The organism is Acidovorax benzenivorans, assembly GCF_028680575.1.
In the GTDB taxonomy this organism is placed as follows: domain Bacteria; phylum Pseudomonadota; class Gammaproteobacteria; order Burkholderiales; family Burkholderiaceae_C; genus Acidovorax; species Acidovorax benzenivorans.
This window is the reverse complement of the sequence record NZ_JAPCKI010000015.1, coordinates 1-24785: the sequence shown is the minus strand read 5'-3', so window position 1 is coordinate 24785 and position 24785 is coordinate 1. Positions and strand designations below refer to the sequence as shown.

At 65.1% G+C, this 24785-nt stretch carries 25 protein-coding genes; 12 read left to right on the top strand and 13 right to left on the bottom strand.

The annotated features are described in order from the left end of the window. Window positions 1-66 precede the first annotated feature (66 nt). From OIN59_RS19800 to OIN59_RS19790, 3 genes are all read right to left on the bottom strand, one after another. The gene (locus OIN59_RS19800) at window positions 67-1155 is read right to left on the bottom strand and encodes a DUF6817 domain-containing protein (protein WP_274113073.1); all 1089 of its coding nucleotides are present in this window, start codon (window positions 1153-1155) and stop codon (window positions 67-69) included. 87 nt (window positions 1156-1242) lie between these two features. Beyond that, window positions 1243-2070 carry a lysozyme inhibitor LprI family protein gene (locus tag OIN59_RS19795; RefSeq protein WP_274113071.1) on the bottom strand — a complete coding sequence of 276 codons (828 nt, stop codon included), beginning with the start codon at window positions 2068-2070 and terminating at the stop codon, window positions 1243-1245. Window positions 2071-2149: 79 nt separating this feature from the next. Continuing rightward, window positions 2150-3289 (bottom strand): zinc-binding dehydrogenase, encoded by a 1140-nt coding sequence (locus OIN59_RS19790; RefSeq protein WP_274113069.1) that lies wholly within the window; start codon window positions 3287-3289, stop codon window positions 2150-2152. A gap of 292 nt (window positions 3290-3581) precedes the next feature. Between OIN59_RS19790 and OIN59_RS19785 the strand changes: the two genes are divergently transcribed. Together OIN59_RS19785 and OIN59_RS19780 are read left to right on the top strand one after the other, a co-directional pair. Next, a complete protein-coding gene (locus OIN59_RS19785; RefSeq protein ID WP_274113067.1) occupies window positions 3582-4061 on the top strand; it encodes a MerR family transcriptional regulator in 480 nt (159 codons plus the stop codon). Then, a complete protein-coding gene (locus tag OIN59_RS19780; protein ID WP_274113065.1) occupies window positions 3988-4389 on the top strand; it encodes a carboxymuconolactone decarboxylase family protein in 402 nt (133 codons plus the stop codon). Before OIN59_RS19785 ends, OIN59_RS19780 begins: the two co-directional genes overlap by 74 nt. A gap of 92 nt (window positions 4390-4481) precedes the next feature. Here the strand turns inward: OIN59_RS19780 and OIN59_RS19775 are convergent, their stop codons facing one another. The 3 genes from OIN59_RS19775 to OIN59_RS19765 all read right to left on the bottom strand — a co-directional run bounded on the left by OIN59_RS19775 (window position 4482) and on the right by OIN59_RS19765 (window position 7080). Next, entirely contained in the window at window positions 4482-5087 is a 606-nt protein-coding gene (locus OIN59_RS19775; protein WP_274113063.1) for an isochorismatase family protein, read from the bottom strand. 64 nt (window positions 5088-5151) lie between these two features. Then, window positions 5152-5976, bottom strand: a complete 825-nt coding sequence (locus OIN59_RS19770) for a pirin family protein (RefSeq protein ID WP_274113061.1) — start codon at window positions 5974-5976, stop codon at window positions 5152-5154. Window positions 5977-6006: 30 nt separating this feature from the next. Then, window positions 6007-7080, bottom strand: a complete 1074-nt coding sequence (locus tag OIN59_RS19765) for an alkene reductase (RefSeq protein ID WP_274113059.1) — start codon at window positions 7078-7080, stop codon at window positions 6007-6009. A 249-nt stretch (window positions 7081-7329) separates the two neighbouring features. On the opposite strand from OIN59_RS19765, the gene OIN59_RS19760 reads away from it, so the two are divergent. Next, a complete protein-coding gene (locus tag OIN59_RS19760) occupies window positions 7330-8226 on the top strand; it encodes a LysR family transcriptional regulator (protein WP_274113057.1) in 897 nt (298 codons plus the stop codon). A gap of 5 nt (window positions 8227-8231) precedes the next feature. On the opposite strand, the gene OIN59_RS19755 is transcribed toward OIN59_RS19760, so the two are convergent. Both OIN59_RS19755 and OIN59_RS19750 read right to left on the bottom strand, forming a co-directional pair. Further along, entirely contained in the window at window positions 8232-8822 is a 591-nt protein-coding gene (locus OIN59_RS19755; protein ID WP_274113055.1) for an Lcl C-terminal domain-containing protein, read from the bottom strand. A gap of 118 nt (window positions 8823-8940) precedes the next feature. Then, window positions 8941-9915, bottom strand: coding sequence for a LysR substrate-binding domain-containing protein (locus tag OIN59_RS19750; protein ID WP_274113053.1), 975 nt, complete (start codon window positions 9913-9915; stop codon window positions 8941-8943). Window positions 9916-10082: 167 nt separating this feature from the next. Here OIN59_RS19750 and OIN59_RS19745 point away from each other — a divergent pair, with 167 nt between their 5' ends. The 4 genes from OIN59_RS19745 to OIN59_RS19730 all read left to right on the top strand — a co-directional run bounded on the left by OIN59_RS19745 (window position 10083) and on the right by OIN59_RS19730 (window position 14414). Further along, the gene (locus OIN59_RS19745; protein ID WP_274113051.1) at window positions 10083-11171 is read left to right on the top strand and encodes a tartrate dehydrogenase; all 1089 of its coding nucleotides are present in this window, start codon (window positions 10083-10085) and stop codon (window positions 11169-11171) included. A 41-nt stretch (window positions 11172-11212) separates the two neighbouring features. Further along, the gene (locus OIN59_RS19740) at window positions 11213-12517 is read left to right on the top strand and encodes a glycerate kinase type-2 family protein (protein WP_274113227.1); all 1305 of its coding nucleotides are present in this window, start codon (window positions 11213-11215) and stop codon (window positions 12515-12517) included. Between the two features lie 61 nt (window positions 12518-12578). Then, entirely contained in the window at window positions 12579-13613 is a 1035-nt protein-coding gene (locus OIN59_RS19735) for a Bug family tripartite tricarboxylate transporter substrate binding protein (protein ID WP_274113049.1), read from the top strand. Window positions 13614-13649: 36 nt separating this feature from the next. Then, window positions 13650-14414 carry a GNAT family N-acetyltransferase gene (locus OIN59_RS19730; RefSeq protein ID WP_274113047.1) on the top strand — a complete coding sequence of 255 codons (765 nt, stop codon included), beginning with the start codon at window positions 13650-13652 and terminating at the stop codon, window positions 14412-14414. A gap of 166 nt (window positions 14415-14580) precedes the next feature. Here OIN59_RS19730 and OIN59_RS19725 read toward each other — a convergent pair whose 3' ends face one another. The 3 genes from OIN59_RS19725 to OIN59_RS19715 form a co-directional block, all read right to left on the bottom strand. Then, window positions 14581-15246, bottom strand: a complete 666-nt coding sequence (locus OIN59_RS19725) for a methionine ABC transporter permease (RefSeq protein WP_274113045.1) — start codon at window positions 15244-15246, stop codon at window positions 14581-14583. A 33-nt stretch (window positions 15247-15279) separates the two neighbouring features. Beyond that, entirely contained in the window at window positions 15280-16308 is a 1029-nt protein-coding gene (locus OIN59_RS19720; RefSeq protein WP_274113043.1) for a methionine ABC transporter ATP-binding protein, read from the bottom strand. A gap of 157 nt (window positions 16309-16465) precedes the next feature. Then, a complete protein-coding gene (locus OIN59_RS19715; protein WP_274113041.1) occupies window positions 16466-17674 on the bottom strand; it encodes an MFS transporter in 1209 nt (402 codons plus the stop codon). Window positions 17675-17850: 176 nt separating this feature from the next. On the opposite strand from OIN59_RS19715, the gene OIN59_RS19710 reads away from it, so the two are divergent. After that, a complete protein-coding gene (locus OIN59_RS19710; RefSeq protein ID WP_274113225.1) occupies window positions 17851-18447 on the top strand; it encodes a molybdopterin-dependent oxidoreductase in 597 nt (198 codons plus the stop codon). 43 nt (window positions 18448-18490) lie between these two features. Next, the gene (locus OIN59_RS19705) at window positions 18491-18787 is read left to right on the top strand and encodes a site-specific integrase (protein WP_274113039.1); all 297 of its coding nucleotides are present in this window, start codon (window positions 18491-18493) and stop codon (window positions 18785-18787) included. Window positions 18788-19002: 215 nt separating this feature from the next. On the opposite strand, the gene pdxR is transcribed toward OIN59_RS19705, so the two are convergent. Then, entirely contained in the window at window positions 19003-20487 is a 1485-nt protein-coding gene (pdxR, locus tag OIN59_RS19700; protein ID WP_274113037.1) for a MocR-like pyridoxine biosynthesis transcription factor PdxR, read from the bottom strand. A 110-nt stretch (window positions 20488-20597) separates the two neighbouring features. Between pdxR and OIN59_RS19695 the strand changes: the two genes are divergently transcribed. Genes OIN59_RS19695 through OIN59_RS19685 form a run of 3 tightly spaced genes read left to right on the top strand, consistent with a single transcriptional unit; the run spans window position 20598 to window position 23378 of the window. Continuing rightward, the gene (locus OIN59_RS19695; RefSeq protein WP_274113035.1) at window positions 20598-21854 is read left to right on the top strand and encodes a benzoate/H(+) symporter BenE family transporter; all 1257 of its coding nucleotides are present in this window, start codon (window positions 20598-20600) and stop codon (window positions 21852-21854) included. Next, entirely contained in the window at window positions 21847-22662 is an 816-nt protein-coding gene (locus tag OIN59_RS19690; protein WP_274113032.1) for a YggS family pyridoxal phosphate-dependent enzyme, read from the top strand. Before OIN59_RS19695 ends, OIN59_RS19690 begins: the two co-directional genes overlap by 8 nt. Then, the gene (locus tag OIN59_RS19685) at window positions 22659-23378 is read left to right on the top strand and encodes a glutamine amidotransferase (RefSeq protein WP_274113030.1); all 720 of its coding nucleotides are present in this window, start codon (window positions 22659-22661) and stop codon (window positions 23376-23378) included. The genes OIN59_RS19690 and OIN59_RS19685 overlap by 4 nt, the downstream gene beginning before the upstream one ends. 147 nt (window positions 23379-23525) lie before the next feature. On the opposite strand, the gene OIN59_RS19680 is transcribed toward OIN59_RS19685, so the two are convergent. Next, the gene (locus OIN59_RS19680; protein WP_274113028.1) at window positions 23526-24530 is read right to left on the bottom strand and encodes a DnaJ C-terminal domain-containing protein; all 1005 of its coding nucleotides are present in this window, start codon (window positions 24528-24530) and stop codon (window positions 23526-23528) included. Window positions 24531-24785: the final 255 nt, after the last annotated feature.

The window sequence follows — 24785 nt, the reverse complement described above, 5'->3', positions numbered from 1 at the left end:
AACGAATAAGTTTTTATTTCGTTCCAACCCAATCGCATATCAAACTGCCTGCGCCTGCTTCTGCGTTCACCCGCGCAACGCCACGTTATTGAGCTTGTCCAAGCGCTCAGGCCAGGTGCCCTCCACCGTCGCGCCCTGCAACAGAATGCGCGTCCAGGCCACCCAGGCGTCCCACTGCACGCGCTTGTCCCAAGAGTTGCCCCAGGCGCTGAACAGGTGCAGCGCGCTCTCGGCAGCGGCCTTGGCGTCGTCCTTGCGGCCAGCCGACAGGTACAGCTGTGCCAGCACCATCTGCGGCTCGCCTACCCAGGGGTTGTGGCGCACGGCAGACTCCAGCACGCCTGTGGCCACGTCCAGGTCCACCAGGGGCTGGTCTTGCTGGATGACGGACCAGTACAGCGACGTAGCCGCCGCCTCGTTGGCGGCAGACAGGTGCTGCGTGCAGTGCGCAAACACGGGCGGCATGGGCAGCACATCCTTCAGGCCAGGGTGCTGCAGCGCCTTGGCCAGCCCGTTGATCTGGTGCACCATGCGCCCCGACGGCCGCATGGGCCCAGGCCAGAGCGATGCCGCCCAGTGCGCCTTCTGGTTGCGGTGCTGCACCTCGGGGAAGCGCGAAAAGATGTCGTCCTGCCAGCTGAACCACTGCTCAATGGTGTCGGCCATGCTCACGATGATGAAGGCCGCTACCTCATACGGCGTGAGCACGTGGTCCTGCCCGTCTTTTTGCAGCACCAGGCTGCCGTCGGCCTCCAGCGCGTGGGCCAGCACCTTTTGCACAAACTGCGTGCGCGACTGGGTACAGAACAAATACACCAGATGCTCGGCCGACTCGCCCGCAATCTCGCGCACGCGGGCGCGCTCCTTGGCGGGGTCAAACTTCACCAGGTCCACAAACGCATTGCCATACACGCTGTGCAGCAGCCCCAGCAGACGCACGTCGCGCGGCTGCTGCCACACCGTCAGCGTGCGCGTCACGCCCACCAGGTGGTGGCGAAACGTGCCCGCCTTGTGCCAGTCCTGCCCCACATTGCGCGCCAGCACGGTGGGCAGCACGGGGGCCAGTTCGGGGTCGCGGGCCAGCCACTCGTCGTCCAGCAGCGGCTGCGCGCGGGCAAACAGGTCAGCATCCAGGGGGTGAAGCGGCAGGGTCATGGCGGGTTTGTCTCCGGTGTTGGTATGGAACAGGAATGCAATGTACACACAGCATCGCGCCCTCAGGGAGGTGCGGCTTGACTGGCTCTAACGACTTGGACGGGAAGAAGGCCGGGAGCCAAACTTCCATGTACCGCTGTCTTTCTCCAAGTAGTCCGATTGGCTCATGGAAACACCCCCCGCCAGAAAGACTTCAGACTCCACCTCTACCCCCTTCGCCTCGGCTTTGAACCTTGTGATCTGTACCCGTTGAACCTTGGCATGCATGGACTCATAGGTGCGGCAAATCGCGTCGTCCGACGCCCCAAGATTTTCGGCCAGCGCATCCCACGTCCCCTTGGCCATGAGTCCTCTGAAGTCCGCGCACTTCTTGCCTGTCCAAAAGCGCGTTACGACATCGGCCATCTGGGCTTTGTCTTCCTCTGAGACCACCATCGGTTCAGGTTTGGGCTGCGCGGATGGCTTCGGAGCCAAAACCTTTGGTGGCTGCGGGTGGTCTCGCAATTCTTGCGGTGCGCTTTTGCCCGCTGCAGGCAGGCCGTTGCGCTCCTCATTGCTGATGGGGTGAGGAGCGCGCTGAACAGGTGGTGGCGGCTTCGGTGCCCATGTGCCATCGCGCAAGGCAGCCATTTGGGCGTCGTACCAAGCCGAGACGCACCGGGCATCCTGGCATTGAGCCTGTACCTCCAGCTTCTTCTGGCGGTCAATTTGAGCAATGGCCCTGTTCGCCTCAGGATTGGCTCGCCGCAATTGCATCAGCATGTTTTCGTACGTTGCTTTTTGCTGCTGGATGGCTGGGTTTTTACACGCCATGTTGTCAGCCACGTTGCTATACGCAGAGCAATCAAATGTCTGGCTGAACGAGTACACAGGCAACGCCACAAGCGCTGCAGCGGCAAGAAGTTTGAGGGTCATTGGCTGATCAAACGGAGATGGTTGTTAGTGCTTCAAAAAGGCCGCCAACCATGCATTGCGCAAAGTTGGGGGCCCCAAATCACATCGACGGATCCATCAACACCTTCGCCCCGGTGTTGCGCGGCCCATAAAAAGCGATGGCATCCGCGCTCAGCGCACCTGCCAGCGACACCGTGCGTGCGTAGTGGCTGGCAAAGGTGGTCTTGAGCTCTGCAGCCACACGCGCCCGCAGCGCCTGGGTGGCCTCGTCGCCAATCTTCTGCAGAAACGGAAACAGCAGCCACCCGCCCACGCCCCATGCCATGCCAAAGGTGCGCTGGATTTCGGTGGGGCGGGTGTCCAGGTGGCCATACAGGTACACCTGCTTGTGCACGGCCGAGCCGTAGCGGCTGTACTCCTTGGCCGTGCGGTTGATGGCGGCTTCCATGCACTGCAGTATCTGCCCGGCCAGCGTGCCACCGCCCGTGGCGTCGAACGCAATGGTGGCGCCGGTGGCGGCCAGCGCGTCGGTCAGCTCGGCCATGAAGGTAGGCGCGCTGCTGTCGCACACATGCTGCGCGCCCAGCCCGCGCAGCAGCGCCGCCTGCTCTGGCTTGCGCACGATGTTGACCAGGCCAATGCCGTCCTTCTGGCATACCTTGTTGAGCATCTGGCCCAGGTTACTGGCCGCTGCGGTGTGCACCAGCGCGGTGTGGCCTTCGCGCTTCATGGTCTCGACCATGCTCAGCGCCGTCAGCGGGTTGACAAAACACGACGCCCCTTCGGCCGCCGTGGTGCCGGTCGGCAGCACCAGGCACTGTGCGGCGGGCATGGCACGGTACTGCCCATACATGGCGCCGCCAATCACAGCCACCGTGCGCCCCAGCAGCGCCTGCGCGGCGGGCGAAGCGCCAGCGGCCACCACCAGGCCCGCGCCCTCGTTGCCCACCGGCATGCTCTGGCCCAGGCGTGCCGCCATGCCCGGCATGGCGCGCTCAGGGATGCGGGCCGTGGCCACCGGCCGCTCGGCCGTGCCCGTGACCTGCACGGTGGACAAATCGGCGGGGCCCAGCAGCAGGCCGATGTCCGACGGGTTGATGGGCGTGGCCTGCACCTGGATCAGCACCTCTTCAGGCCCCGGCGTGGGCACGGGTGTCGGCTCCAGGCTGATCTGCAAGGTGCCATCGGCTTGCACAAGCGAGCGCAGCTGCAGCGCGGTGGTAGGGATGGAGGGGTTCATGGAGGACTCGCAGTGAGAAGATAGGACTAAGGGCCTGCGCCCTGGACCGCGCAGTGTGGTGAAAGGGGGTCGTATTCGACGGCGCCGCCGCAGCACCAACCCGCATTCTCGACCAAGCGGCGCCACCGCGCTGTCCCCTGGGTTCACGGCTGGGCTGCCCCGATGCACTGGGACGAAAGATGCAAAAAAGGGGGGCCGCAGCCGCAGGCTAAAAGTGCTCCGTCCGGCCAAGCCCCAAGGCCTGCACTTGGCACTTGACTTAGAGTGCGCTCTAACTTTCAGAATCGTTCCCATGGCATCCCTCCTCACCATTGCCGAAGTCGCCGAACGCACCGGCCTGACCGCACACACCCTGCGCTACTACGAGCGCGCCGGGCTGATCGCGCCCGTGGCGCGTGCGCCGGGCGGCCAGCGCCGTTATGCGGCTTCGGACATGGAATGGATCGGATTCCTGCTGCGCCTGCGCGAGACCCAAATGCCCATCGGGCAAATGCAGGCCTTCGCGCGGCTGCGCAGCGAAGGGAACGCCACCGCCCCCGAGCGACGCGAGCTGCTGGAGCAACACCTGGCTCAGGTGCTGGCCACCATCACCGCCATGCAGCAAGCCGCACAGGTGCTGCAAGCCAAGATCGGGCACTACCGGGATCTGGAGGCTTCCCTTCGCCACACGCCATCGTCACCTCACCAAGGAAGCCCCCATGTCCCCCGAAACCCAACCCCGCTATCTCCAGGGCCTCGCCAAGCTGCGCGAAATCGACGGCCACGCCGGTGAGCGCGTCGTCGCCAGCCTGGCCGACATTGCGCCCGACTTTGCCCGCTACCTGATCGAGTTTCCGTTTGGCGACATCTATTCGCGCCCCGGCCTGGATCTGCGCAGCCGCGAGATTGCGGTGATCGCCGCGCTCACCGCGCTGGGCAACGCCACGCCGCAACTCAAGGTGCATTTGCAGGCAGCGTTGAATGTGGGCGTCACCCGCGAAGAGATCGTGGAAGTGCTCATGCAGATGGCGGTGTACGCAGGCTTTCCCGCCGCGCTCAACGGACTGGCAGCGGCACGCGAAGTGTTTGCAGCAGGCGATGCGGAACCGGTGGAGGCCTGAAGCGCCGCCCCTATGCCCAAGTGACCATGACGTCGCTGGTCACTTTCCCGCCCCCAACCAACTGCGGCCTTACCCGCTGACCGGGCCAATCGTCAGACAATGCCTGCACCCAGTGCCGGGAACACGTCGGTGAACAGCAGGGTGATCAGTTGCTGGCCGGTGGGGGTGGACCAGTCTTGTGCAATTTCAGCCATCAGCGTGTTGGTGGCGGTGAGCACCACACCGGCATCGTGCATGCGCTGGCGCGAGAATTCTTCGGACAGGTCGCTGGGCGAGCCGGAGGCATCCATCACCGCCTGCACGCCGAAGCCTTCCTTGGCGGCATCAATGGCGGGGAAGATAAGACAGACGTCGGTGGTCACGCCCGCCATGATGAGGTTCTTGCGACCGGTGGCGAGCACGGCCTTGCGAAAATCAGGATAGGCCCACGCGTTCACCACGCCAGGGCGCTTGATGCGTGCCTCGTGCGCCTGCGGCAGGATTTGTGCAATCTCCGGAAGGATCGGGCCCTGGGCGCGGTCTTCCTGGCTGGACGTGATGACGACCGGCATGTTGAGAATCTTGGCCATCTTCGCCAGTGCAATTGACTGCTTGGCCGCCAGCTCCTTGTCGATGTTCTTGATGAGCTGCATGGTGCCGACCTGGTGATCGATGAGCAGCAAGGCAGAGTTCTCGGCGGTAAATTGTTCAACTTTCATGATGTAGCTCCTTACGTAGTAGATGGGGCGTGCGGGACACCTGCCCCGGCGGTGTGCGGCGCCTTTACAGGCTTCCCAACTCGCCACGTTGATAGGCGGCGGCTGCAGCGACCAGGTGCTCCTGGTTAGCAAACGTCATCGGTCCATTCGACAGAATGGGCTGGTGCAGGGGTTGGCCGATGAAGACGGCAACCTTGGCTCCGCTCGCTCTGGCCATCAGTTTGTGAGTCGTCGCCTTCGCACTGGTCGGCAAGATGGGCGCACTGAGGTCGTCGAGGCCGAACACCTCGCCGTCGATCTCCGCGCTGCCAAACACGGGCATGAAGAACGCCCGTTGACCGGCGGGCACGGGTATGTCCACCGAGGCCCATGGCTCCAATGCAACGTCCAGCAGGGTGACGTCGGTGGGCGGATTCAATGGCGACTTCGCCTCTGCAAAGCTGCCCAATGGCACGCGCACTCGGCCCCCCGAGCGTTGCACGACCGGAACGTCCTGCGGGTGCAAGGTCAATGCGAACGGTGCGTCGGTCTGGCGGGCCTGTGGCAAGTTGACGAAGATTTGCAGCAGGTGCGTGGTGCTGCCAAGGACAGCCGGGTTTTCTTCATGCACCACCCCGCGCCCTGCAGCCGTCCAGTGCAGTCCGCCAGGCTCAATCAGCGTCCTGTTCCCTTGCGAGTCGCGGTTGGCAATGCCGGTCTCCGAGTCGAGGAACAAGTAGGTCACGGCGGAGAACCCTGCATGCGGATGCGGCGGGAACGTGGGCGCACTCATCCAGGCATGGTCGATGCCCATGAAGGGGTCGAGCAGCGTGGGATCGGAGCCGTGCAAGCGGTAGGCGCGGAACTGCGTTCCCCGGTTGGCGCGCTGCATGCGGGCAATGGTGGTCATGGTGGTTTCTCCTTGTGGAGTCGCGCCGCCTCAGGCGGCTGGTGCGGGCACCAGCGCGGGATAGTCGATGTAGCCCTTGGCAGTGGGTGGTGCGAAGAACGTGTTGCGGTCGGGTGCGTTGAGCGCAGCACCCACGCGAAAACGCTCCGGCAGGTCGGGGTTGGCAAGAAACGGTGCACCAAACACGGCAGCGTCGGCCTGCTGGTCTTGCAGCAGCTTCTCGGCGCTTTCTTGCGTGAGGCCACTGCCCATCAGGTAGGTGCCGTTGAACAGGGGGCGCAGCACGGCGTGGTAGTCCACGGCCGGGTTGCCGAACAGTGCGACATGCAGGTACGCCAGGCCCCGCTCGCGCAGTTGGCCCACGAGGTACGTGTAGGTCTCTTGGGGCGCAGCATCCGTGATGCTGTTGTAGTTCATCTCCGGCGAAATCTTGATACCGACACGGTCTGCGCCAGCTTCGACGGTCATGGCGTCCAGCACCTCCAGAACGAACCGCGCGCGGTTCTCGACCGAGCCGCCGTACAAGTCCGTGCGCTGGTTGCTTCCCGAGGACAGGAACTGTTCGGGAAGGTACCCCGACGCAGCGTGCAACTCGACGCCGTCAAAGCCCGCGTCGAGGGCCCGGCGGGTGGCCTGGCGGTAGTCGTCGATGACCTCGGCAATTTCTTCCAGCCCCAGCGCACGGGGTGTCACGAAGTCCACCTGGCCCGCAGGCGTCCAGGCTTGGCCTACGGGCTGGATGGCAGAGGGCGCCACAGGCGTCTGGCCATTGAGCAGTGAAGGGTGCGACACGCGGCCGCAGTGCATGAGCTGCATGAAGATGCGCCCGCCACGGGCGTGCACCGCTTCGGTCACCTTCCTCCAGGCCGCCACTTGGGCTGGCGTCTCGATGCCGGGCGTGTTGACGTAGCCCTTGCCCAAGGCCGAAGGAAACACGCCCTCGGTGATGATCAAACCGGCACTGGCGCGCTGGGCGTAGTAGGTCACCGTCAAATCACCAACGATGCCATCTTCGCTGGCGCGAGAGCGTGTCATGGGTGCCATGAGGACGCGGTTCGGGGCGACGAGGCGGCCGATGCGGACGGGAGTGAAAAGTGGATTCATTCTGGATTCCTGGGGCGTTGGGATTGGGGTTGGCAAATAGGCCGCGACGGCGGTGTCACAAGCACTGGCTGCAGAAGCAGCCCGTCCGGTCGGCCAGTCCCTTTTGCTTTGGGGCCGCTGCAGGAAGAACTGCCGTGCTGGTGAACATCGAATCGGTCCTGTGAATGCGATGTCGGTATTTTTTATTATTCCCACCAAGAGATAAATACATCAAAATGGCAATCATTGATTCATAAATGGAGCAATCAATTGGAGTTGCTGAATGACATGGCGCTGTTTGTGGAGGTGGCACACGCTCGCAGCTTCAGGGGCGCAGCCGATGTGACCGGCGTACCGAACTCGACCCTGTCGCGCAGGATCAGCGCGCTGGAGAAAGCCATCGGCCTGCGACTGCTGCATCGCACGACACGCAAGGTCGAACTCACGGAAGCCGGGCAGCTGTACTACGAGCGCAGCCGACGGATCGTGGATGAAGCGCGCATTGCGCACGAGCAGCTCAGCGAAATGCTCGCGCAGCCCAGCGGCGTGCTGCGCGCTTCGCTACCGGTCGATTTCGCGACCATCTACATGGCGCCGCTGGTGGCAGACTTCGCGCGCCGCTATCCCGGCATCAGCTTCGATTTCGACCTCACTCCCCGGCGGGTGGACCTGGTTTCCGAGCCGTTTGACGTGGCCATCCGCATGGGTGAACTCCGCGACTCCAATCTGATTGCCCGGCTGCTGGCCCGGCTGTCGGTGCAGGCCTATGCGTCACCCGGCTACCTGAAGGTGTCGGGTGCGCCAGAACATCCGTCGCAACTGTCCGGGCACGAATGCCTCGGGTTTGCCAAGGCCGCCACCTGGGAGCTGCACCGGGGCGAAGAAACCGTGAAGGTGGATGTGGGCGGGCGGTTTCTGGTCAACAGCGTGGGCATGTTCCGCAGCTTGGCCACATTGGACATGGGCATCGTTCTCCTGCCTGCAGAAATCGTGGCCGACGATGTGGCGGCGGGTCGCCTGCAGAAGATCCTGCCGGACTGGACGGGCAAGCCGACGCCGGTCTATGCGTTGACGGAAACCCGCTTGCTGCCTGCCAAGGTGCAGCGCTTCATCGAGTTCTTGCAAGAGCGCCTGGGACAGCGCGGCGACGAGGCGCGGGCTGATTGACGCCCCTACCGCCCTGCCCCACCCACCGGCATTGGCCGCACCAGCCGCACGGGCAGCTTGCTGGCCCGTGCCGCATCACCCCGCGCCTCGCCGCTGGACAGGTTCACGGCCCAGCCGTTGATCATGGAGACCTGCCGCGCACTGTCGCCTGCGCGGCCCTGGGCGATGTTGCCGTAGGTGTACTGGTTGACGCTGGGCGCGCTCACGTTGGCGGTGGATGACCAGTGCCACTGGCCAGGCGCCGCCGGAAACAGCAGGGGGTTGAGGCCCGGCGGTGACAACGATTTATCCACCAGCCGCTGCAGCTCTGCAGCGCGGGGCAGGCGCCAGCCCACGCCTTCGGCTTTCCAGCGGTCAGCGGCCAGGGCGGTGGCCTCGGCGCGGTCCAGCAGCAGGGGCTGGCCCGTGCAGTTTTTGCCGCTCCATTGCATGCCCTCCACACAACGCGGCCAGGCCAGGCCAGCGCGCTGGTCCAGCACGTAGGCGCCATCGGCCGACAGGGACCAGTCGGCCGCCACCTGCGAATCGGCAGCCTGCACGGGCCCGGCGAGCAGAGCGCCGAACAGTGAGGGGATGAGCAGCAAAAACGTTTTCATGGGCAAAGCGGGGGCGAAGAAAACAAGGTGCAGCCGCCAGGGGAACAGAAGCACCACACGGCGGCATCAGTGACACCTTAACCCTAACCCGGCTGCGGCCCGCGCGCGCCCCACCAGGTCAAGAAACCCGCACGGCCCGTTTTCTATTCACACGGGCGCCCACGCCCACCCCCGCCAGCGTGCCCGACGCAGCCAGCGCCTCGGACAGGAACCCCACAAACGCCTGCACCCGCGTGGAGAACTGGTGCCGCTGCGGGTACACCGCATAGATGTCGGCCGCAGGCGTGTGGTACTGCGGCAGCACGGGCTCCAGCAGGCCCTGGGCCAGGTGGCGGTTCACGTCCCACTCGGCGCGCATCACGATGCCATGGCCCTGCAGCGCCCACAGCACAGCGATCTCGCCGTCGTTGGTGGTGAGGTTGCCGGTGATCTTGATCGACTCGGTGTGCGCCTTGCTGCCACGCCCGGTGGTCAGGCGCCACAGGCCGTAGGCCTCATCGCCCTGGCGGATACCGATGCAGTGGTGCTCCATCAGGTCGCGCGGCACGCGGGGCCTGCCATGCTGCTCCAGGTAGGCGGGTGCGGCGCACAGCACGCGCCGGTTGGGTGCCATGCGGCGGGCAATCACGCGGCCATCGGGCGGCTCGCCAAAACGCACGCACACGTCGTAGGCATCGTCGGTGATCGGTGGCGGGTGCACCGACAGCTGCAGTTGCACATCCACCTCGGGGTACTGGCGCACAAAGTCGGAGATCACGGGGGCGATGTGCATGCGGCCAAAGCCCAGGGTGGCATTCACGCGCAGCAGGCCCTTGGGGGTGGCCTTGGACTGCACGATGAGTTCATCCAGCGCATCGATCTCGCGCAGGATGCGGCGCGCGTGCTCCAGCAGCAGCTCGCCCTCGGGCGTGAGGCTCATGCGCCGCGTGGTGCGGTTGATGAGCACCACGCCCAGGCGCTTTTCCATCTGCGCCAGGTGTTTGCTGACCGCTGCGGTGGTGACGCCCATTTCGCGCCCGGCGGCGCTCAGGCTGGGGCTGGCGGCCAGCGCGGAGAAGAAGCCCAGTTCTGCGGGCTGGATGGTGGAGCTCATCGCCGCATTATCAACTGCAAGTTAACGGTGGATTCACTTGGTCGCCGTTTTTCCAATGAGCGGATGCCTACAGTCGCTCTCACTGTTTTTGTTTCACCCATTTTTCGCGGCCCGCTATTCCCGCTGGCCTTCCCCGGCGCTTTCACACACCAAGACAAGAGACCTTCATGAAAACCTACCAAATCGCCACCATCCCCGGAGACGGCATCGGCAAGGAAGTGATTCCCGCCGGCCAGCGTGTGCTCGAAGCCCTGGCCGCCCGCCATGCGGGCCTGCAGTTCCAGTTCGAGAACTTCGGCTGGGGCGGCGACTGGTACCGCGCCCACGGCGTGATGATGCCGGCCGATGGGCTAAATGCGCTGCGCGGCAAGGACGCCATCCTGTTCGGCTCGGCGGGCGACCCGGACATCCCCGACCACATCACCCTGTGGGGCCTGCGCCTGAAGATCTGCCAAGGGTTCGATCAGTACGCCAACGTGCGGCCCACGCGCATCCTGCCGGGCATTGATGCGCCCCTGAAGCGCTGCACACCCAAGGACCTGGACTGGGTCATCGTGCGCGAAAACTCCGAGGGCGAATACTCGGGCGTGGGTGGCCGCGTGCACCAGGGCCACCCCATCGAGGCGGCGACCGACGTGTCCATCATGACCCGCGTGGGCGTGGAACGCATCCTGCGCTACGCCTTCCGCCTAGCGCAGTCCCGCCCCCGCAAGCAACTCACCGTCATCACCAAGAGCAACGCGCAGCGCCATGCCATGGTGATGTGGGACGAGATCGCCGCGCAAGTGGCCACCGAGTTCCCCGACGTGAAGTGGGACAAGGAGCTGGTGGACGCCGCCACGGCCCGCATGGTCAACCGCCCCGCCACGCTCGACACCATCGTGGCCACCAACCTGCACGCCGACATCCTCAGCGACCTGGCCGCCGCGCTGGCGGGCAGCCTGGGCATTGCGCCCACCGGCAACATCGACCCCGAGCGCCGCTACCCCAGCATGTTCGAGCCCATCCACGGATCGGCGTTCGACATCATGGGCAAGGGCCTCGCCAACCCCATCGGCACCTTCTGGTCGGTGGTGATGCTGCTGGAGCACCTGGGCGAGGCCGACGCCGCCCGCGCCGTGATGCAGGCCATCGAACAGGTCACAGCCAACCCCGCCCTGCACACCCGCGACCTGGGCGGCACGGCCACCACGGCGCAGGTGACCGACGCCGTGTGCACGCTGATCGGCAGCGCACCGCTGCAAAAGGCCGCCTGAGCCGCGTGGCTCCCACGCACTGCGCCCTGCCCCACGACCCGATGAACCCGCACATCGACACACAGGCCCGCCACTGGCTGCGCAGCATGTTCGATGCCGCCATCGCATCGGCGCAGCCCGCCGTATGCCTGCCGCCGTACCTGCCGGCCCCGCCCCGGGGCCGCACGGTGGTGATCGGGGCGGGCAAGGCATCGGCGCAGATGGCGCAGGTGCTGGAGGCCCACTGGCCGGCACCACTCACAGGCGTGGTGGTCACGCGCTATGGGCATGCTGCCGCCTGCCAGCACATCCGCGTGCTGGAGGCCGCCCACCCCGTGCCTGATGCGGCGGGTCTGGCCGCCGCCCAGCACATGCTGGCTGCAGTGGACGGGCTCAGTGCGGACGACCTGGTGATTGGCCTGTGGTCGGGCGGCGGCTCGGCACTGCTGCCCTTGCCATTGCCGGGGGTCACGCTGGCCGACAAGCAGGCGCTCAACCAGGCCCTGCTGCGTAGCGGCGCCAGCATCGGCGAGATGAACTGTGTGCGGCGACACCTCTCAGCCATCAAGGGCGGGCGCCTGGCCCTGGCCTGCAGCCCTGCCCACGTGGTCAACCTGGTGATGTCCGATGTGCCGGGCGACGACCCGCTGGACGTGGCCTCGGGCCCCACCGTGGCCGACCCGACCACCCGCGCACAGGCGCTGGCCATCTTGCAGCGTTACCGCATTGCGCTGCAGCCCGCCGTACTGGCCGCACTGAACACTGCCGCCTGCGAAAGCATCAAGCCCGGCGACACCCGGCTGGGCCCCATCACCACCCACGTCATTGCAACACCCGACCTGGCCCTGCAGGCAGCCGCCCAGGTGGCGCGCCAGGCGGGCATCGAGCCCACGCTGCTCGGTGACGCGCTGGAGGGCGAAGCCCGCGACATGGGCACCGTGCTGGCCGGTGTCGCCCGCTACGCTGCCAAGACCCCGTCACCACGGCACCGTGTGCTGCTGAGTGGCGGCGAAAGCACTGTCACCCTGCGCACACCGGTACCAGGGCAACCCATGCCAGCCCCAGGGCGCGGCGGGCGCAATGTGGAATGCCTGCTGTCCATGGCCTTGTCGCTCAAGGGCCTGGCAAGCGTGTATGCCCTGGCCGGAGACACCGATGGCATCGACGGCCTGGAGCCCGTGGCAGGCGCCATTGCCACGCCCGGCACGCTGGAACGCGCCACGGCCCAGGGCCACAGCGCCACCGCCGCGCTGGACGCACACGACGCCCACACCTTTTTTGGCGCGCTGGGCGATGCCGTGGTCACCGGGCCCACGGGCACCAACGTCAACGACTTCCGCGCGATCCTGATCGCAGCCACGGGCTGACGCCATGCACCGACGTCCCTAGCCCAGCAACCACAAGAAACACAACCCAACGGAGACAACCATGCCACGCATTGCAACCCCCCACCACCCACCGTCAACGCCGCCCACAACGCCCTCCACACGCCGGCACCACCTGCTGGCGCTGGCAGCCCTGGCTGGCGCTGCCTGTGGCCTGCCCAGCGCACCGGCGCACGCGCAGGCCTGGCCAGCCAAGCCCGTCACCATCGTTGTGCCCTTTGCAGCGGGTGGCACCACCGATGTGCTGGCACGCGCGTTGGGCGAAAAACTGGGCACGGCCCTGGGCCAGCCCGTGATCGTGGAAAACCGGGGTGGCGCAGGCGCCACCATCGGGGCCGACTATGTGGCCAAGGCCCCTGCCGACGGCTACACACTGCTGATGGGCGCGGTGCACCACACCATTGCCACCAGCGTGTACAAAAAGCTCAACTACGACTTTCAAAAGAGCTTTGCCCCCATCACCACCGTGGCGCTGGTGCCCAACGTGCTGGCCGTGAGTGCCACCACGCCCGCCAAGGACGTGAAGGAGCTGGTGGCGCTGATCAAGGCCATGCCCAACAAGTTCTCCTACGGCTCCAACGGCGCAGGCACAGCGCAGCACCTGATCGGCACGCAGTTCGCCACGTCCATCGGCCAGCCCATGCTGCATGTGCCCTACAAGGGCAGCGGCCCGCTCACCACCGACCTGCTGGGCGGGCAGGTGTCGATGTCGTTCGACACCGTCACCCCCGTGCTGCCGCACATCAAGGCGGGCAAGCTGCGAGCGCTGGCGGTGACCACGGCCAAGCGCTCGTCCACCCTGCCCGATGTGCCCACGCTGCAAGAAAGCGGCTTTGCGGGCTTTGACATCGGTACCTGGTTTGGTGTGCTGGCCCCCGCCCGCACGCCCGCCGATGTGGTGGCACGGCTGAACACCGAAATGGTCAAGGTCATCCAATCGCCCGAATTCCAAAAGCGCATGCAGGACATTGGCGCCGAACCCATCGGCAACACCCCCGCGCAGATGGCCGAGCAGATTGCGGCCGACACCGCACGGTTTGCCAAGCTGGTGGCCGACAACAAGATCACCACCGACTGAAGGCGAATGGTCAAAGTGGGTTGGTATAAACCCACGATGACCGACGTCGCCGCCATTTCCAACACCGCACCTGCAGCCCTCGTCCGCGCGCTGGAAGAGCGCGCCTTCAACGCCTGGCCCGCGCACCAGACGGTGTTTCACCGAGGCTGGGTGTTCCGGCTGTCGGGCGGCTACACCAAGCGTGCCAATTCGGTCAACGCACTCGTGCCCGGCGCGCCGTTTGACGGCGTGCGCGAGGCGGCGGCGGCGCTGTATGCACGGCATGGGTTGCCCGCCGTGTTTCGCATCTCCCCCCTGGCCCCGGCTGAAGCCGACCAGGAGCTGGCGGACGCGGGCTACCAGCACTTCGACCCCTCACTGGTCCTGCACCGGCCGCTGGCGCCGGGCGCGGTGCCCCGACCCGACGGCAGCACCGTGGTCAGCAGCTCGCCATCGCCCGCGTGGCTGGAAGGTTTTGCTGCGGCCAACGGCGTGGCAGCACACCACCGCAGCATCTTGAACGCCATCGCCCACCCGGTGGGCTATGCGCTGCAACACGACGCCCAGGGCCGTGCCGTGGGCTTTGGCCTGGCGGTGCTGGAGCGCGGCGCCGTGGGCCTGTACGACTTGGCCGTGGCGCCCGAACACCGGGGCAGCGGGCGCGGGCGCGCGCTGGTGCAGGCCCTGCTGCACTGGGGCGCCGAGGCCGGGGCGAGCAGTGCCTACCTGCAGGTGCGGGCGCAGAACACGCCTGCGCTACGGCTGTATGAATCGATGGGGTTCAAGACGGCCTACGGCTACCACTACCGGGTGCCGGGCTGAGGGTGGTTTTGATGCCCCTGCACCCCGCCCTCTTCCGCACGGGGAGAGGGAGTGAAGACCGGCGCTGCGGCCCGCGCAGCGCCCCAAGCGTGGTTTGAAGCAAAAAAGGCCGCAAGCGCTTTTAAATCATGCGCTTGCAGCTATTATTTTTATAGCGCCCACCGACTCAACGGTGGCTGAGCCTGCGCACCGCCCAGTCGCCCAGGCTTTGCACGGCCTGCACAAAGAAGATCAACACCAGCACCACGGCCAGCATGATCTCGGGCAAAAAGCGCTGGTAACCGTAGCGGATGCCCAGGTCGCCCAGGCCGCCGCCGCCAATGGCACCGGCCATGGCCGAGTAGCCGGTCAGGCTCACGAACGTGATGGTCAGGCCCGCCACGATGCCAGGCAACGCCTCGGGCAGCAGAACCTTCCACACGATCTGGCTGGTGGTGGCGCCCATGGCCTGCGCGGCTTCGACCAGGCCGTGCTCCACCTCGCGCAGCGCGGCCTCGACCAGACGGGCCACAAACGGGGCGGCGGCAATGGTCAGCGGCACCACGGCTGCGGCAGTGCCGATGGACGAGCCGGTGATGAGCCGCGTGAACGGGATGATGGCCACCAGCAAGATGATGAAGGGCGTGGACCGCACGGCGTTGACCAGCCAGCCCACCAGTTTGTTGACGGGGCCGTTCTCCAGCACACCGCCGTCGTCGGTCAGGCGCAGGAACACGCCCAGCGGCACCCCCAGCAAGCCGCCCACCAGGCCGGAGATGCCGACCATGATGAGCGTCTCCCACAGCGACGAAGCAAACAGATCCAGCATGGCTGGCGTGAAGTTGTTGAACATGATGTGTGCTCCCTCTTAACCGGCCACGGCCACTTATTCTACTTCGACACCACCCGCGCGCAGGTGCGCCACGGCGTCCCGCACGCTGTCGGCCTCGCCGCTGGCATACACGGCCAGCGAGCCAAAGGTTTCGTCCTGGATCTCGTCCACCTGCCCGTGCAGGATGCTCATGTCCACGCCAAACTGGCGGATCAGCTGCGACAGGATGGGCTGGTAGGCGCTGTCTCCGGCGTACGACAGGCGCAGCAGCTGGCCGGTTCGTCCTGCGCTCAGCTGGCCTGCCAGCTTGCGCACATGGTCCAGCACGCTGGCGGGCAGCTCTTGCGGCAGGATCTCGTCGATCAGGCTCTTGGTGATGGCCTGCTGCGGGCGGGTGAACACGTCCAGCACCCGGCCCTGCTCCACGATGCGGCCAGCCTCGATCACGGCCACGCGGTCGGCCACCTGCTTGATGACCTGCATCTGGTGGGTGATCAGCACCACCGTCAGGCCCAGCTCGCGGTTGACCTGGCGCAGCAGGTCGAGGATGGAGCGTGTGGTCTCCGGGTCCAGCGCAGAGGTGGCCTCGTCGCTCAGCAGCACCTTGGGGCGGCTGGCCAGCGCACGCGCAATGCCCACACGCTGCTTTTGCCCGCCGCTGATCTGCGCCGGGTAGCGGTCGGCCAGGGCCGACAGGCCCACCAGCTCCAGCAGCGGGTTCACACGCTCGCGGATGGCGGCCTTGTCCATGCCCGCCAGCTCCAGCGGCAGCGCGGCGTTGTCAAACACGGTGCGTGAAGACAGCAGGTTGAAGTGCTGGAACACCATGCCGATCTCGCGGCGCGCCTCGCGCAGCTGCGCGTCGTTCAGCTGGGTCAGGTCCTGCCCGCCCACGATGACCTGGCCCGTGGTGGGCCGGTTGAGCAGGTTGATCACCCGCACCAGCGAGCTTTTGCCCGCGCCGCTCTTGCCGATGATGCCGAACACTTCGCCCGGCTGGATGGTGAGGTCGATGCCCTTGAGCGCCTCGACCGGGCCTTGTGGGCCCTGGTAGGTTTGGGTGATACCCCGTAGTTCGATCATGAAACACAAAGGGCCGCCACACGCCGGGCGGCGTGGGTTCGGCCCCAAAAGACACAAAGATAAGGGAATGTACTATTGCATCATAAAGAATCCAACAATCAAAAAATAAAGTAATAAGACATCAAAGTTATTTGCACTGTGCGCCCCAGGCGCACAGCTACGCGCCAGCAGGCGCCGCCACCCGGCCGTTCACCTTGCGCGACACCAGCCCTCCCAGCACCAAAACCCCGAGGGCCGCCACCGAGAACACCGGTGCGATCCAGCCCCGGTCCACACTGGCCGCCACCAGCAGCACCCCCAGCGATTGCCCCAGGAACAGCAGGCACGCAAACAACGTGACCGCCGTGCCACGCGCCTCGGGCGCCATCTGCGTGGCCTGCACCTGCAGCGTGTTGTGCAACATGTAAAAACCCACCCCGGCAAAGAAGCAGCCCAGTACCCCCCAGGCGGCCACCGGGCCCCAGGCCAGCAGCAGCAGCCCGGCGGCGATCAGCGACGCGCCCACCAGCGCCAGGCCCCGCTCACCCAACAGCGCCAGCCAGCGGCGCGCCAGCAGGCTGTAGATGAGCCCACCCACGCCATACAGCACCATCACCCCACCGGCCGCCGAGGCCGACAGCCCAAACCCGTCCACCATGCGTGCGGGTACAAAAGCCAGCGTGCCAAAGGCCAGGGCGCCCTCCACTGCCACCACGGTCAACACCCAGCGCACCCGGGGCATGCGCAGCAGCGCGGCCGTGTTGGCCAAGTAAGCCGACAGCGAAAAAGCGGGCGGCACTGCACTACCAGCTGCGGGCGCCGGAGTGCTGGCCGCCATGGCGCGGGCCTGCCGCCACAGCAGGCTGGCGGCGGTCAAAAACAGCAGCGACAGCACCACAAACGCGGCCCGCCAGCCCAGCGCCTCCACCGCAAAGCCGCCAAACCACTGCCCGGCCATCATCCCCGACACCGTGGCCACCATGAGCTGCGCCAGGGTCTCCTGCCGCTGCTCGTACGGCACGTTGTCACCGATCCACGCCATCGACAGCGGGATGATCCCCGCCGCCGACGCCCCCATGGCCGCACGCGCCGCCACCAGCACCGGCAAAGTGGGCGCCAGCGCCGTCACGCCGCTAAAGAGCGCACAGGCAAACGTGGCACCAATCACCACACGCACCTTGCCCAGCCGGTCGCCCAAGGGGCCGTAGAACAACTGCAGCACGCCATAAGACACGGCAAACGCGGCAATGACGGCCGACGCATCGCCCGTGGTGACAGAAAACTCGCGTGCCAGAGACACCAGCATCGGGTCGCACACTCGCATGGAAGCCATGCTGCAAAAGGCTGCCAGGCTGATCACCCGCAGCATCGTCGAAGAAGAGGTCATATGACCTGATTGTGGTGCGACCGACGCGAGGTTGCTGGCGCGGGGTAGCATGCACCCCGGTAGTGCAAGGTTGAGCGCGCACCGCCCCGGCGACGGCCATTTTTTATGGTGGCAAGTGCCTAGCCTGCGCTTACCATGCGCCCCTGATTTCCACCAAGGAGCCCCCAAAAATGAGCATGAACAAGCGCAACTTCGTCGCCACCGGCATGGGTCTGGTCGGCCTCTGGTCTGCCACCGGCAGCAGCCAAGCCGCCTCGCAAGCCAATGCCCCCTCGGGCCCCACGCTGCTCACCATCAGCGGCGCCATCGCCCAATCCAACCGGGGCGCGCTAGACCCCGCCATCGACCAGATGATGGGCAAACACGGCATCCAGTTTGACAAGGCTTTGGCGCTGGACGCTACCGCCCTGCTGCGCATGCCCGCCATCACCATCAAGCCCACGGTCGAATACGACAGCAAGCCCCACACACTCAAGGGCCCCCTGCTCACCACCGTGCTGGCCGCCGCTGGCGTGGCCGCTGGCAGCCCCGTGCAACTGGGCCTGCGCGCGGTGGACGGCTACAACGTCAACATCAGCATGGCAGACGCCCAGGCCTACCGCATGATCGTCGCCACCCACATCGACGGCCAGCCCATGGCCCTGGGCGGCCTGGGCCCGCAGTGGGCCGTGTACGATGCCGATGTGCTGCCGGCCTTCAAAGACAAACCGGTGAAGGAACGCTTTGGGCTGTGCCCCTGGGGGCTGTATCACATTGAGGTGAAGAAGGCCTGAGCCCGCCTGCCAGGAAAACGCAGCCAGTAAAAAGAGCGGCCCCATGGCTGCTCTTTTTTTGATAGCTATTAGCGCATACATCACAAGCGCCAGGGCCGATTTTCATTCAAATCAGCGTGCCCGCCCCGCCATCCGGCCCCCCAGCGCCGCCCCGGTCGACATGCCGATGAACATGAATTCCGACATCCGGGGGCGTCTGCAATCACACGGCATTGCCGGAGTCCAAGCCCGTCACTACGACGAGCATGATTACTTCGATGAGAAACTGGAATCGTTGGAAAAAGTCTATACGCTACTGGAAAAGCCTTTTTCGGATACCCAGCGAGCGAAGTCTGGTTGAAGTTCGGGTATATGGTTGTCGCAGTGCTTTTGCTGCCCACCGAGGGCTCGACGCCAGCTTCTGCCAAGCGTTCAGTAAATCGAATGCTGACGTATTGCGAGCCCCTGTCGGAGTAGTGAATCAGGCTGCTGTCTCGCTCGGGTTACGGTGGTGAAATGTCAGGCGCAAATAGCGAAGAAGTGGTGGATGAATTCGCCCTCGCCTGACCTCCAGATTCAGCGGTCTAGCGCACGCAATACAACCGCAAAGTTCTTCACCGCGATCTCCAGTTCCTTCGGCGCATACGCCGCAAAGCCCATGAGGAACCCGGGCCGGCACGCGCCCGATGCATGCAATGGCGTCAGTCCCAGCAAATCGATACCGGCACGCTGCGCCGCGCCCACGGCTTCCGGTTCGGGAATGTCGCGAATGAGTCGACAAGGCATTTGCATGCCACCGTCCGGCACTTCTGGCTCCACGAAGTCTGCCAAATGCTTGCGCACAAGCTGCGCCAGGACGTCGCGCCGCTCGCAATAAACGGCACGCATGGTTCGCACATACGCTCCAAAATGCCCCCCCTCCATGAAGCGTGCCAGGGTCAGTTGCGCAATTGGCGCGCTGTGTCCGTCCAGCAAGGTGCGTGCAGCGGTCATCGGGGCCACTAGCTCGGGTGGCAGCACCATGAAGGCAATACGCAAGCCCGGAAACATCGACTTGGTGAACGTGCCGATGTAGATCGTTCGCTGATGCGGGTCCAGCCCCTGCACGCAGGCCGTGGGTTTGCCTGCGTAGTGGAACTCGCTGTCGTAGTCGTCCTCGATGATCCAGGTCTGGTGCTGCCGGGCCCATTCGATGATGCCCAGCCGCCGGTCCAGCGCCAGGGTGGCCCCGGTCGGAAACTGGTGCGAAGGCGTGAGAAACACCGCCTTGCCCGGTTGTCGCAACTTGCGCAGATGCTCCACCTGCATTCCCTCGGCATCCAGCGGGACGGGCACGCATTCCAGCCCCGCAGCGTCGAACGCCTTGCGCGCACCGTGGTACACGGGGTCCTCAATGAAGATGCGGTCGCCAGCGTCCAGCAGCACGGTAGCGCACAGGGTCAAGGCTTGCTGAGAACTGGTGACCACCAGCACACGCTCGGGGGTGGCATGCGCGCCGCGTTCGAGGTTGACGTAGTTTGCAATCGCGCGCCGTAGCGGCTCCATCCCTTGTGGGGGGCTGTGCAGCAGTGCTGTGGTGCCCCAGTCCTTCAACACCTGCCGCTCCAGCCGCTCCCAGGTGGCCAGCGGGAACGTGCGTGTTTCCGGCACGCCAGGAGCGAATGGGCGGGGAGTCAGAAAGTCTCGCACCCCGCCAGCGCGGTACATGGCCGCTCCGCGCTGGCTCAGTCGCAGAGGTTCCCGCTGTGGCCCAAGGCGCCGCGCTGTGCCACGTCCAGGCAAACGTAGCGCCCGCTCCGAAACAAAGCTCCCGCTGCCCACGCGCCGCTCGATAAATCCCTCTGCGTGCAACTGGTTGTAGGCCGCCTCCACCGTGTCGCGAGACACGTCCAGCGACTTCGCCAGGGCGCGGGAAGCAGGCAACGGCGTGGCGACATCGAGTGCGCCGCCGAGTATCAGTTGCCGGATCGCGCGTTGGATGCGCGCGTGCAGAGGCAACGCCCCATTTGCCGGATCAAGAACCCAGGCTTTGACGGATTCGAGTTGCGCGTGTTTGAACAATTGGCTGGTATCACATCAAAAAATTGGTGGGGCACAGTATGCCATTCAGGATCTATAAACCCTTACCTGCTTCAGCCCCATAGATCACGTTCAAGAGCCCGATACAAGCCATGTCATCCGCCTCGTCCTCCCCATCCTCTCGCCTGCTTGATCTCACCCATCCCATGGTTGCGGGTCTCATTTCGGTCATCGTCAACTATGGCGGGACCTTCATCTTGGTATTCCACGCGGCCAAGGTGGCGGGCCTCAGCCCGGAGTTGACGGCATCGTGGGTGTGGTCGATTTCGATTGGCGTGGGAGCCACGGGAATCTTCCTGAGCTGGCTGACGCGCGAGCCGATCATTACCGCGTGGTCCACGCCGGCTGCAGCGTTCCTGGTGACGGCACTGGCGACTACGCCCTATGCCGAAGCGGTGGGCGCTTATCTGATATCTGCCGCGGCCTTTGTGGCACTGGGGCTGTCAGGCTGGTTTGAGCGCTTGATCCGGCTGATTCCGCCGGGCGTGGCCGCAGGTTTGCTGGCGGGCATCCTGCTCTCATTCGGGACCAAGGCTTTCGGCGGCATGAACGTCGACCCGTTGCTGGCCGGTTTGCTGATCGTGACCTATGTGGTGCTCAAGCGGTTCAGTGCGCGCTATGCCGTCATTGGCATCCTGATGCTGGGGCTGCTCTTTCTGCGCCTGCAGGATCGGGTGGACTTGTCGGGGTTGGCGTTGAAGCTCGCCGCGCCGGTTTTCACCATGCCGGTGTTTTCGCTCAATGCCCTGCTGAGCGTAGCACTGCCGCTGTTTCTCATCACGCTGACCGGCCAGTACATGCCCGGCATGCTGGTGCTGCGCAACGACGGGTTCAAGACCAGCGCCAGTCCGATCGTGACGCTGACCGGGCTCGGCTCCCTGCTGATGGCGCCGTTCGGTTCGCACGCTTTCAATCTTGCCGCCATCACGGCAGCCATTGCAACGGGCCGGGAGGCGCATGAAGACCCGTCCAAGCGCTGGATTGCAGGCATCGCCGCAGGTGTGAGCTACATCCTCGTAGGCGTGTTCGGGGTGACGCTGACCGCCGTCTTCATGGCCCCCCCGGCGACCTTCATCACCACGCTGGCGGGCTTGGCGCTGCTGGGCACCATTGGCGGTAGCCTGGCTACCGCCTTGGCCGACATGAAGACCCGCGAAGCGTCGCTGATCACCTTCCTGGCCGCGGCGGCCAACATCACGTTGCTGGGTATCGGTGGCGCGTTCTGGGGTCTGGTCATTGGATTGGTGGCCCATGCCGCGCTCAACGGACAACTGCCGCGCCGTGGGCGACAGGTCATCGCGACACCGATTGCCAAGACCGCTATCAAGGGGGAGAGGGCAAATGCCTGAGTCATCGCACACACAGACCCGTCGCAACCAGCATGGCGACTATCCTCAGGCTGTCTCCGTCGAGGACTTCCGGCGCAACCTGGCTGCAGTGCGGGCCCGTATGGACGCCGCCTGCCACCGCGCCGGGCGCGATCCGACCGGAGTCCGCCTGCTGCCGGTGAGCAAGACCAAACCTGAGCCCAGTCTGCGCCTAGCCTACGCGGCGGGTTGCCGCGTGCTGGGTGAAAACAAGGTGCAGGAAGCCTTCGGCAAGTGGGACGCCATGCAAGACCTGGCCGATCTGCATTGGTCGGTCATCGGCCACCTGCAGACCAACAAGGCCAGGCTGGTGGCGCGCTTCGCCAGTGAGTTCCAGGCGCTGGACAGTTTGCGCGTGGCCGAGGCGCTGGAGCGGCGCCTGCAGGCTGAGGGCCGCGCGCTGGATGTGTTCGTGCAGGTCAACACCTCGGGCGAGGCCAGCAAGTACGGGCTGCCGCCCGAGGACGTGCCAGCCTTCCTGAACGCGCTGCCTGCTTTCCACGCGCTGCGCGTGCGCGGGTTGATGACGCTCGCGTTGTTTTCTTCCGAGAGTGAGCGGGTGCGGCAGTGCTTCGTTCTGCTGCGCACTTTACGCGACCGGTTGCGCCAGAGTGCACCCGCCCGCATCGCCCTGGATGAACTGTCCATGGGTATGTCTGGCGATTTCGAGATCGCCATCGAGGAAGGCGCGACGGTGGTCCGTGTTGGGCAAGCCATCTTTGGCGCTCGCCACTTGACGGATAGCCACTATTGGCCCGATGAACCCAGTAGCAAGGAGCCACGCCCGTGAAAACTGCCATTGCCCTGCGACATCTGCATTTTGAAGACCTCGGTACGCTCGAACCGCTGCTGACGGCACGTAGGTATGCGGTGCGTTATCTGGATGCCCCCACCGATGACTTGTATGCAGTGGACATGGCTGCGGCTGATCTGCTGGTGGTACTGGGTGGTCCCATAGGCGCCTTCGATGACCACATCTACCCTTTCCTCCGCGACGAACTGGCAGTAGTTCTACAGTGGCTGGCAAGCGGGCGCCCGCTGCTGGGCATCTGCCTGGGTGCACAGCTGATTGCCCGCGCACTTGGCGCGAGTGTTGCCAGCATGGATGTCAAGGAAATCGGCTTTGCGCCACTGACACTGACCCAGAAAGGCGAGGGGTCACCATTGGCGGCGCTGGGCCAAACGCCGGTGCTGCACTGGCATGGCGACCACTTCGGCATTCCCGACGGGGCAACGAGGCTGGCGGGGACACAAACCTGTGCCAACCAAGCTTTTAGCAAAGGGCGCAATGTGCTGGCGCTGCAATGCCATCTGGAAGCCAACCCGCGCCAAATTGAGCGTTGGCTCGTTGGTCATGCCTACGAACTGGTACAGGCTGGCATCGACCTGCGTGCGTTGCGCAGCCAAGCGCAAGCTTTGCAATCCCGCTTGCCGCAGGCGGCACGGGCTGTATTTACCGCATGGCTGGACGAGATCGAGGCACTTCGTCCCTGGGAGGCTTCATGAGAGCTGCCGCTGGAGGCGTGACCCAGACCGGTCGCTTCCAGCCTGAACAGGTCGGACATAACTTGGCGGCCAACAATAGCTCGGTACCGATGATCTTGGTCAAAGCGAGCCGCCATCAGTCCACCATGCTGATGGTCATCGAGGATCTCACCTGCGCCGATCCTGCCAGTTGTTCACCAACCGGCTCCATGCCGCCATGCGATCACCTGCCGGCGTGCCGGCTGTCCCGGAGTTGCCGACCACCAGCCGATCGATCACGGCCTCCTGCTCCTGGCTGAACTCCTGTGGAAACATCGGTATGACGGTGACAATGCAGTCCCCAGCCTGTGCCTCGTTCGTCCACGGCAGGCCCGCGTTTTTGATGCGGTAGTTCAGATGGCCACGCCGCAGCTTCATCTGCTGCAGCCCGCGGGGGGTCGGAACCTCAATCCAGCGATTGGCCATCCATGCAAAACCATCGACGGGCAGCTCGCACTTCAAGGTCCCACCGGCTTCAGCCGTGAAGAATTCGTGCGGCTGCAGCTCCACGCGCACGCGCAGCGCCAGTTTGTGCTGGCGTCGATGGCCTTTCACTCGGGCGGTGACATCGAGCAGGTCGCCAGCGCGCGCGCCAGGCGCAACCGGCACCCGGCAGCGGTACTTGCTCGCCGGTGCCTTACCGCTCGCTGCGCAGGCAGTGCAACTATGGCGCTTCTTCCCCTGTCCCTGGCAGGCTGTGCATTTGTCCGTGGACGAGATCCAGGCGAACCAAAGATTCTGCCGGCTGTGGCCAGCGCCACCGCATTCACTGCACTCGGTAGCCTGCAGTTGCAGTCCACTTCCGGTGCACTCGGCGCAGTCTTCGATCACCTCGCCTCGAACTTCCCTGACGCAGCCGGTCACCACCTCCTCGAGCGTGAGGCTGATGGTGTGCTCGACGGTGGATTGTTCCGCACCGGGGGTGGGATCTTCGGTTTCAGCCTCTGGTTCAGCCCGGGCGTTGCGGATCATTTCCAGCGCCCGATTGATACGCTGAATCTTTCGCAGGGCATGCGGGCTGTTGTTGCGATCCGGGTGCCAGCGTGCGGACAGCCGGCGCCACGCAACCTTCACCTCGGCATCGCTGGAGCCTGGTTCCAGGCCAAGTTCGTGGTAAGGGTCGTCGAGGTCCATGATCTCATCGGCGCAGGCTATGTTGCAGTGCAACATGGTAGCAGGCGTAGCGGGCCGGCAGGATCCTCCGGCTGTGCGAGCCGGTCTGGCGTTCGCTGTGCACGGCCAAGCGTTCCCGATCTCAGGGATTGGACTTCACCCGGTTCAATAGACACCTATCAAGGTCGAAATTGAACTGGAGAGTGAGAAATGAAGAGAGTGCGATACCCGGCTGAGTTCAAGGCAGAAGCCGTCAAACAGGTGACCGAGCGTGGT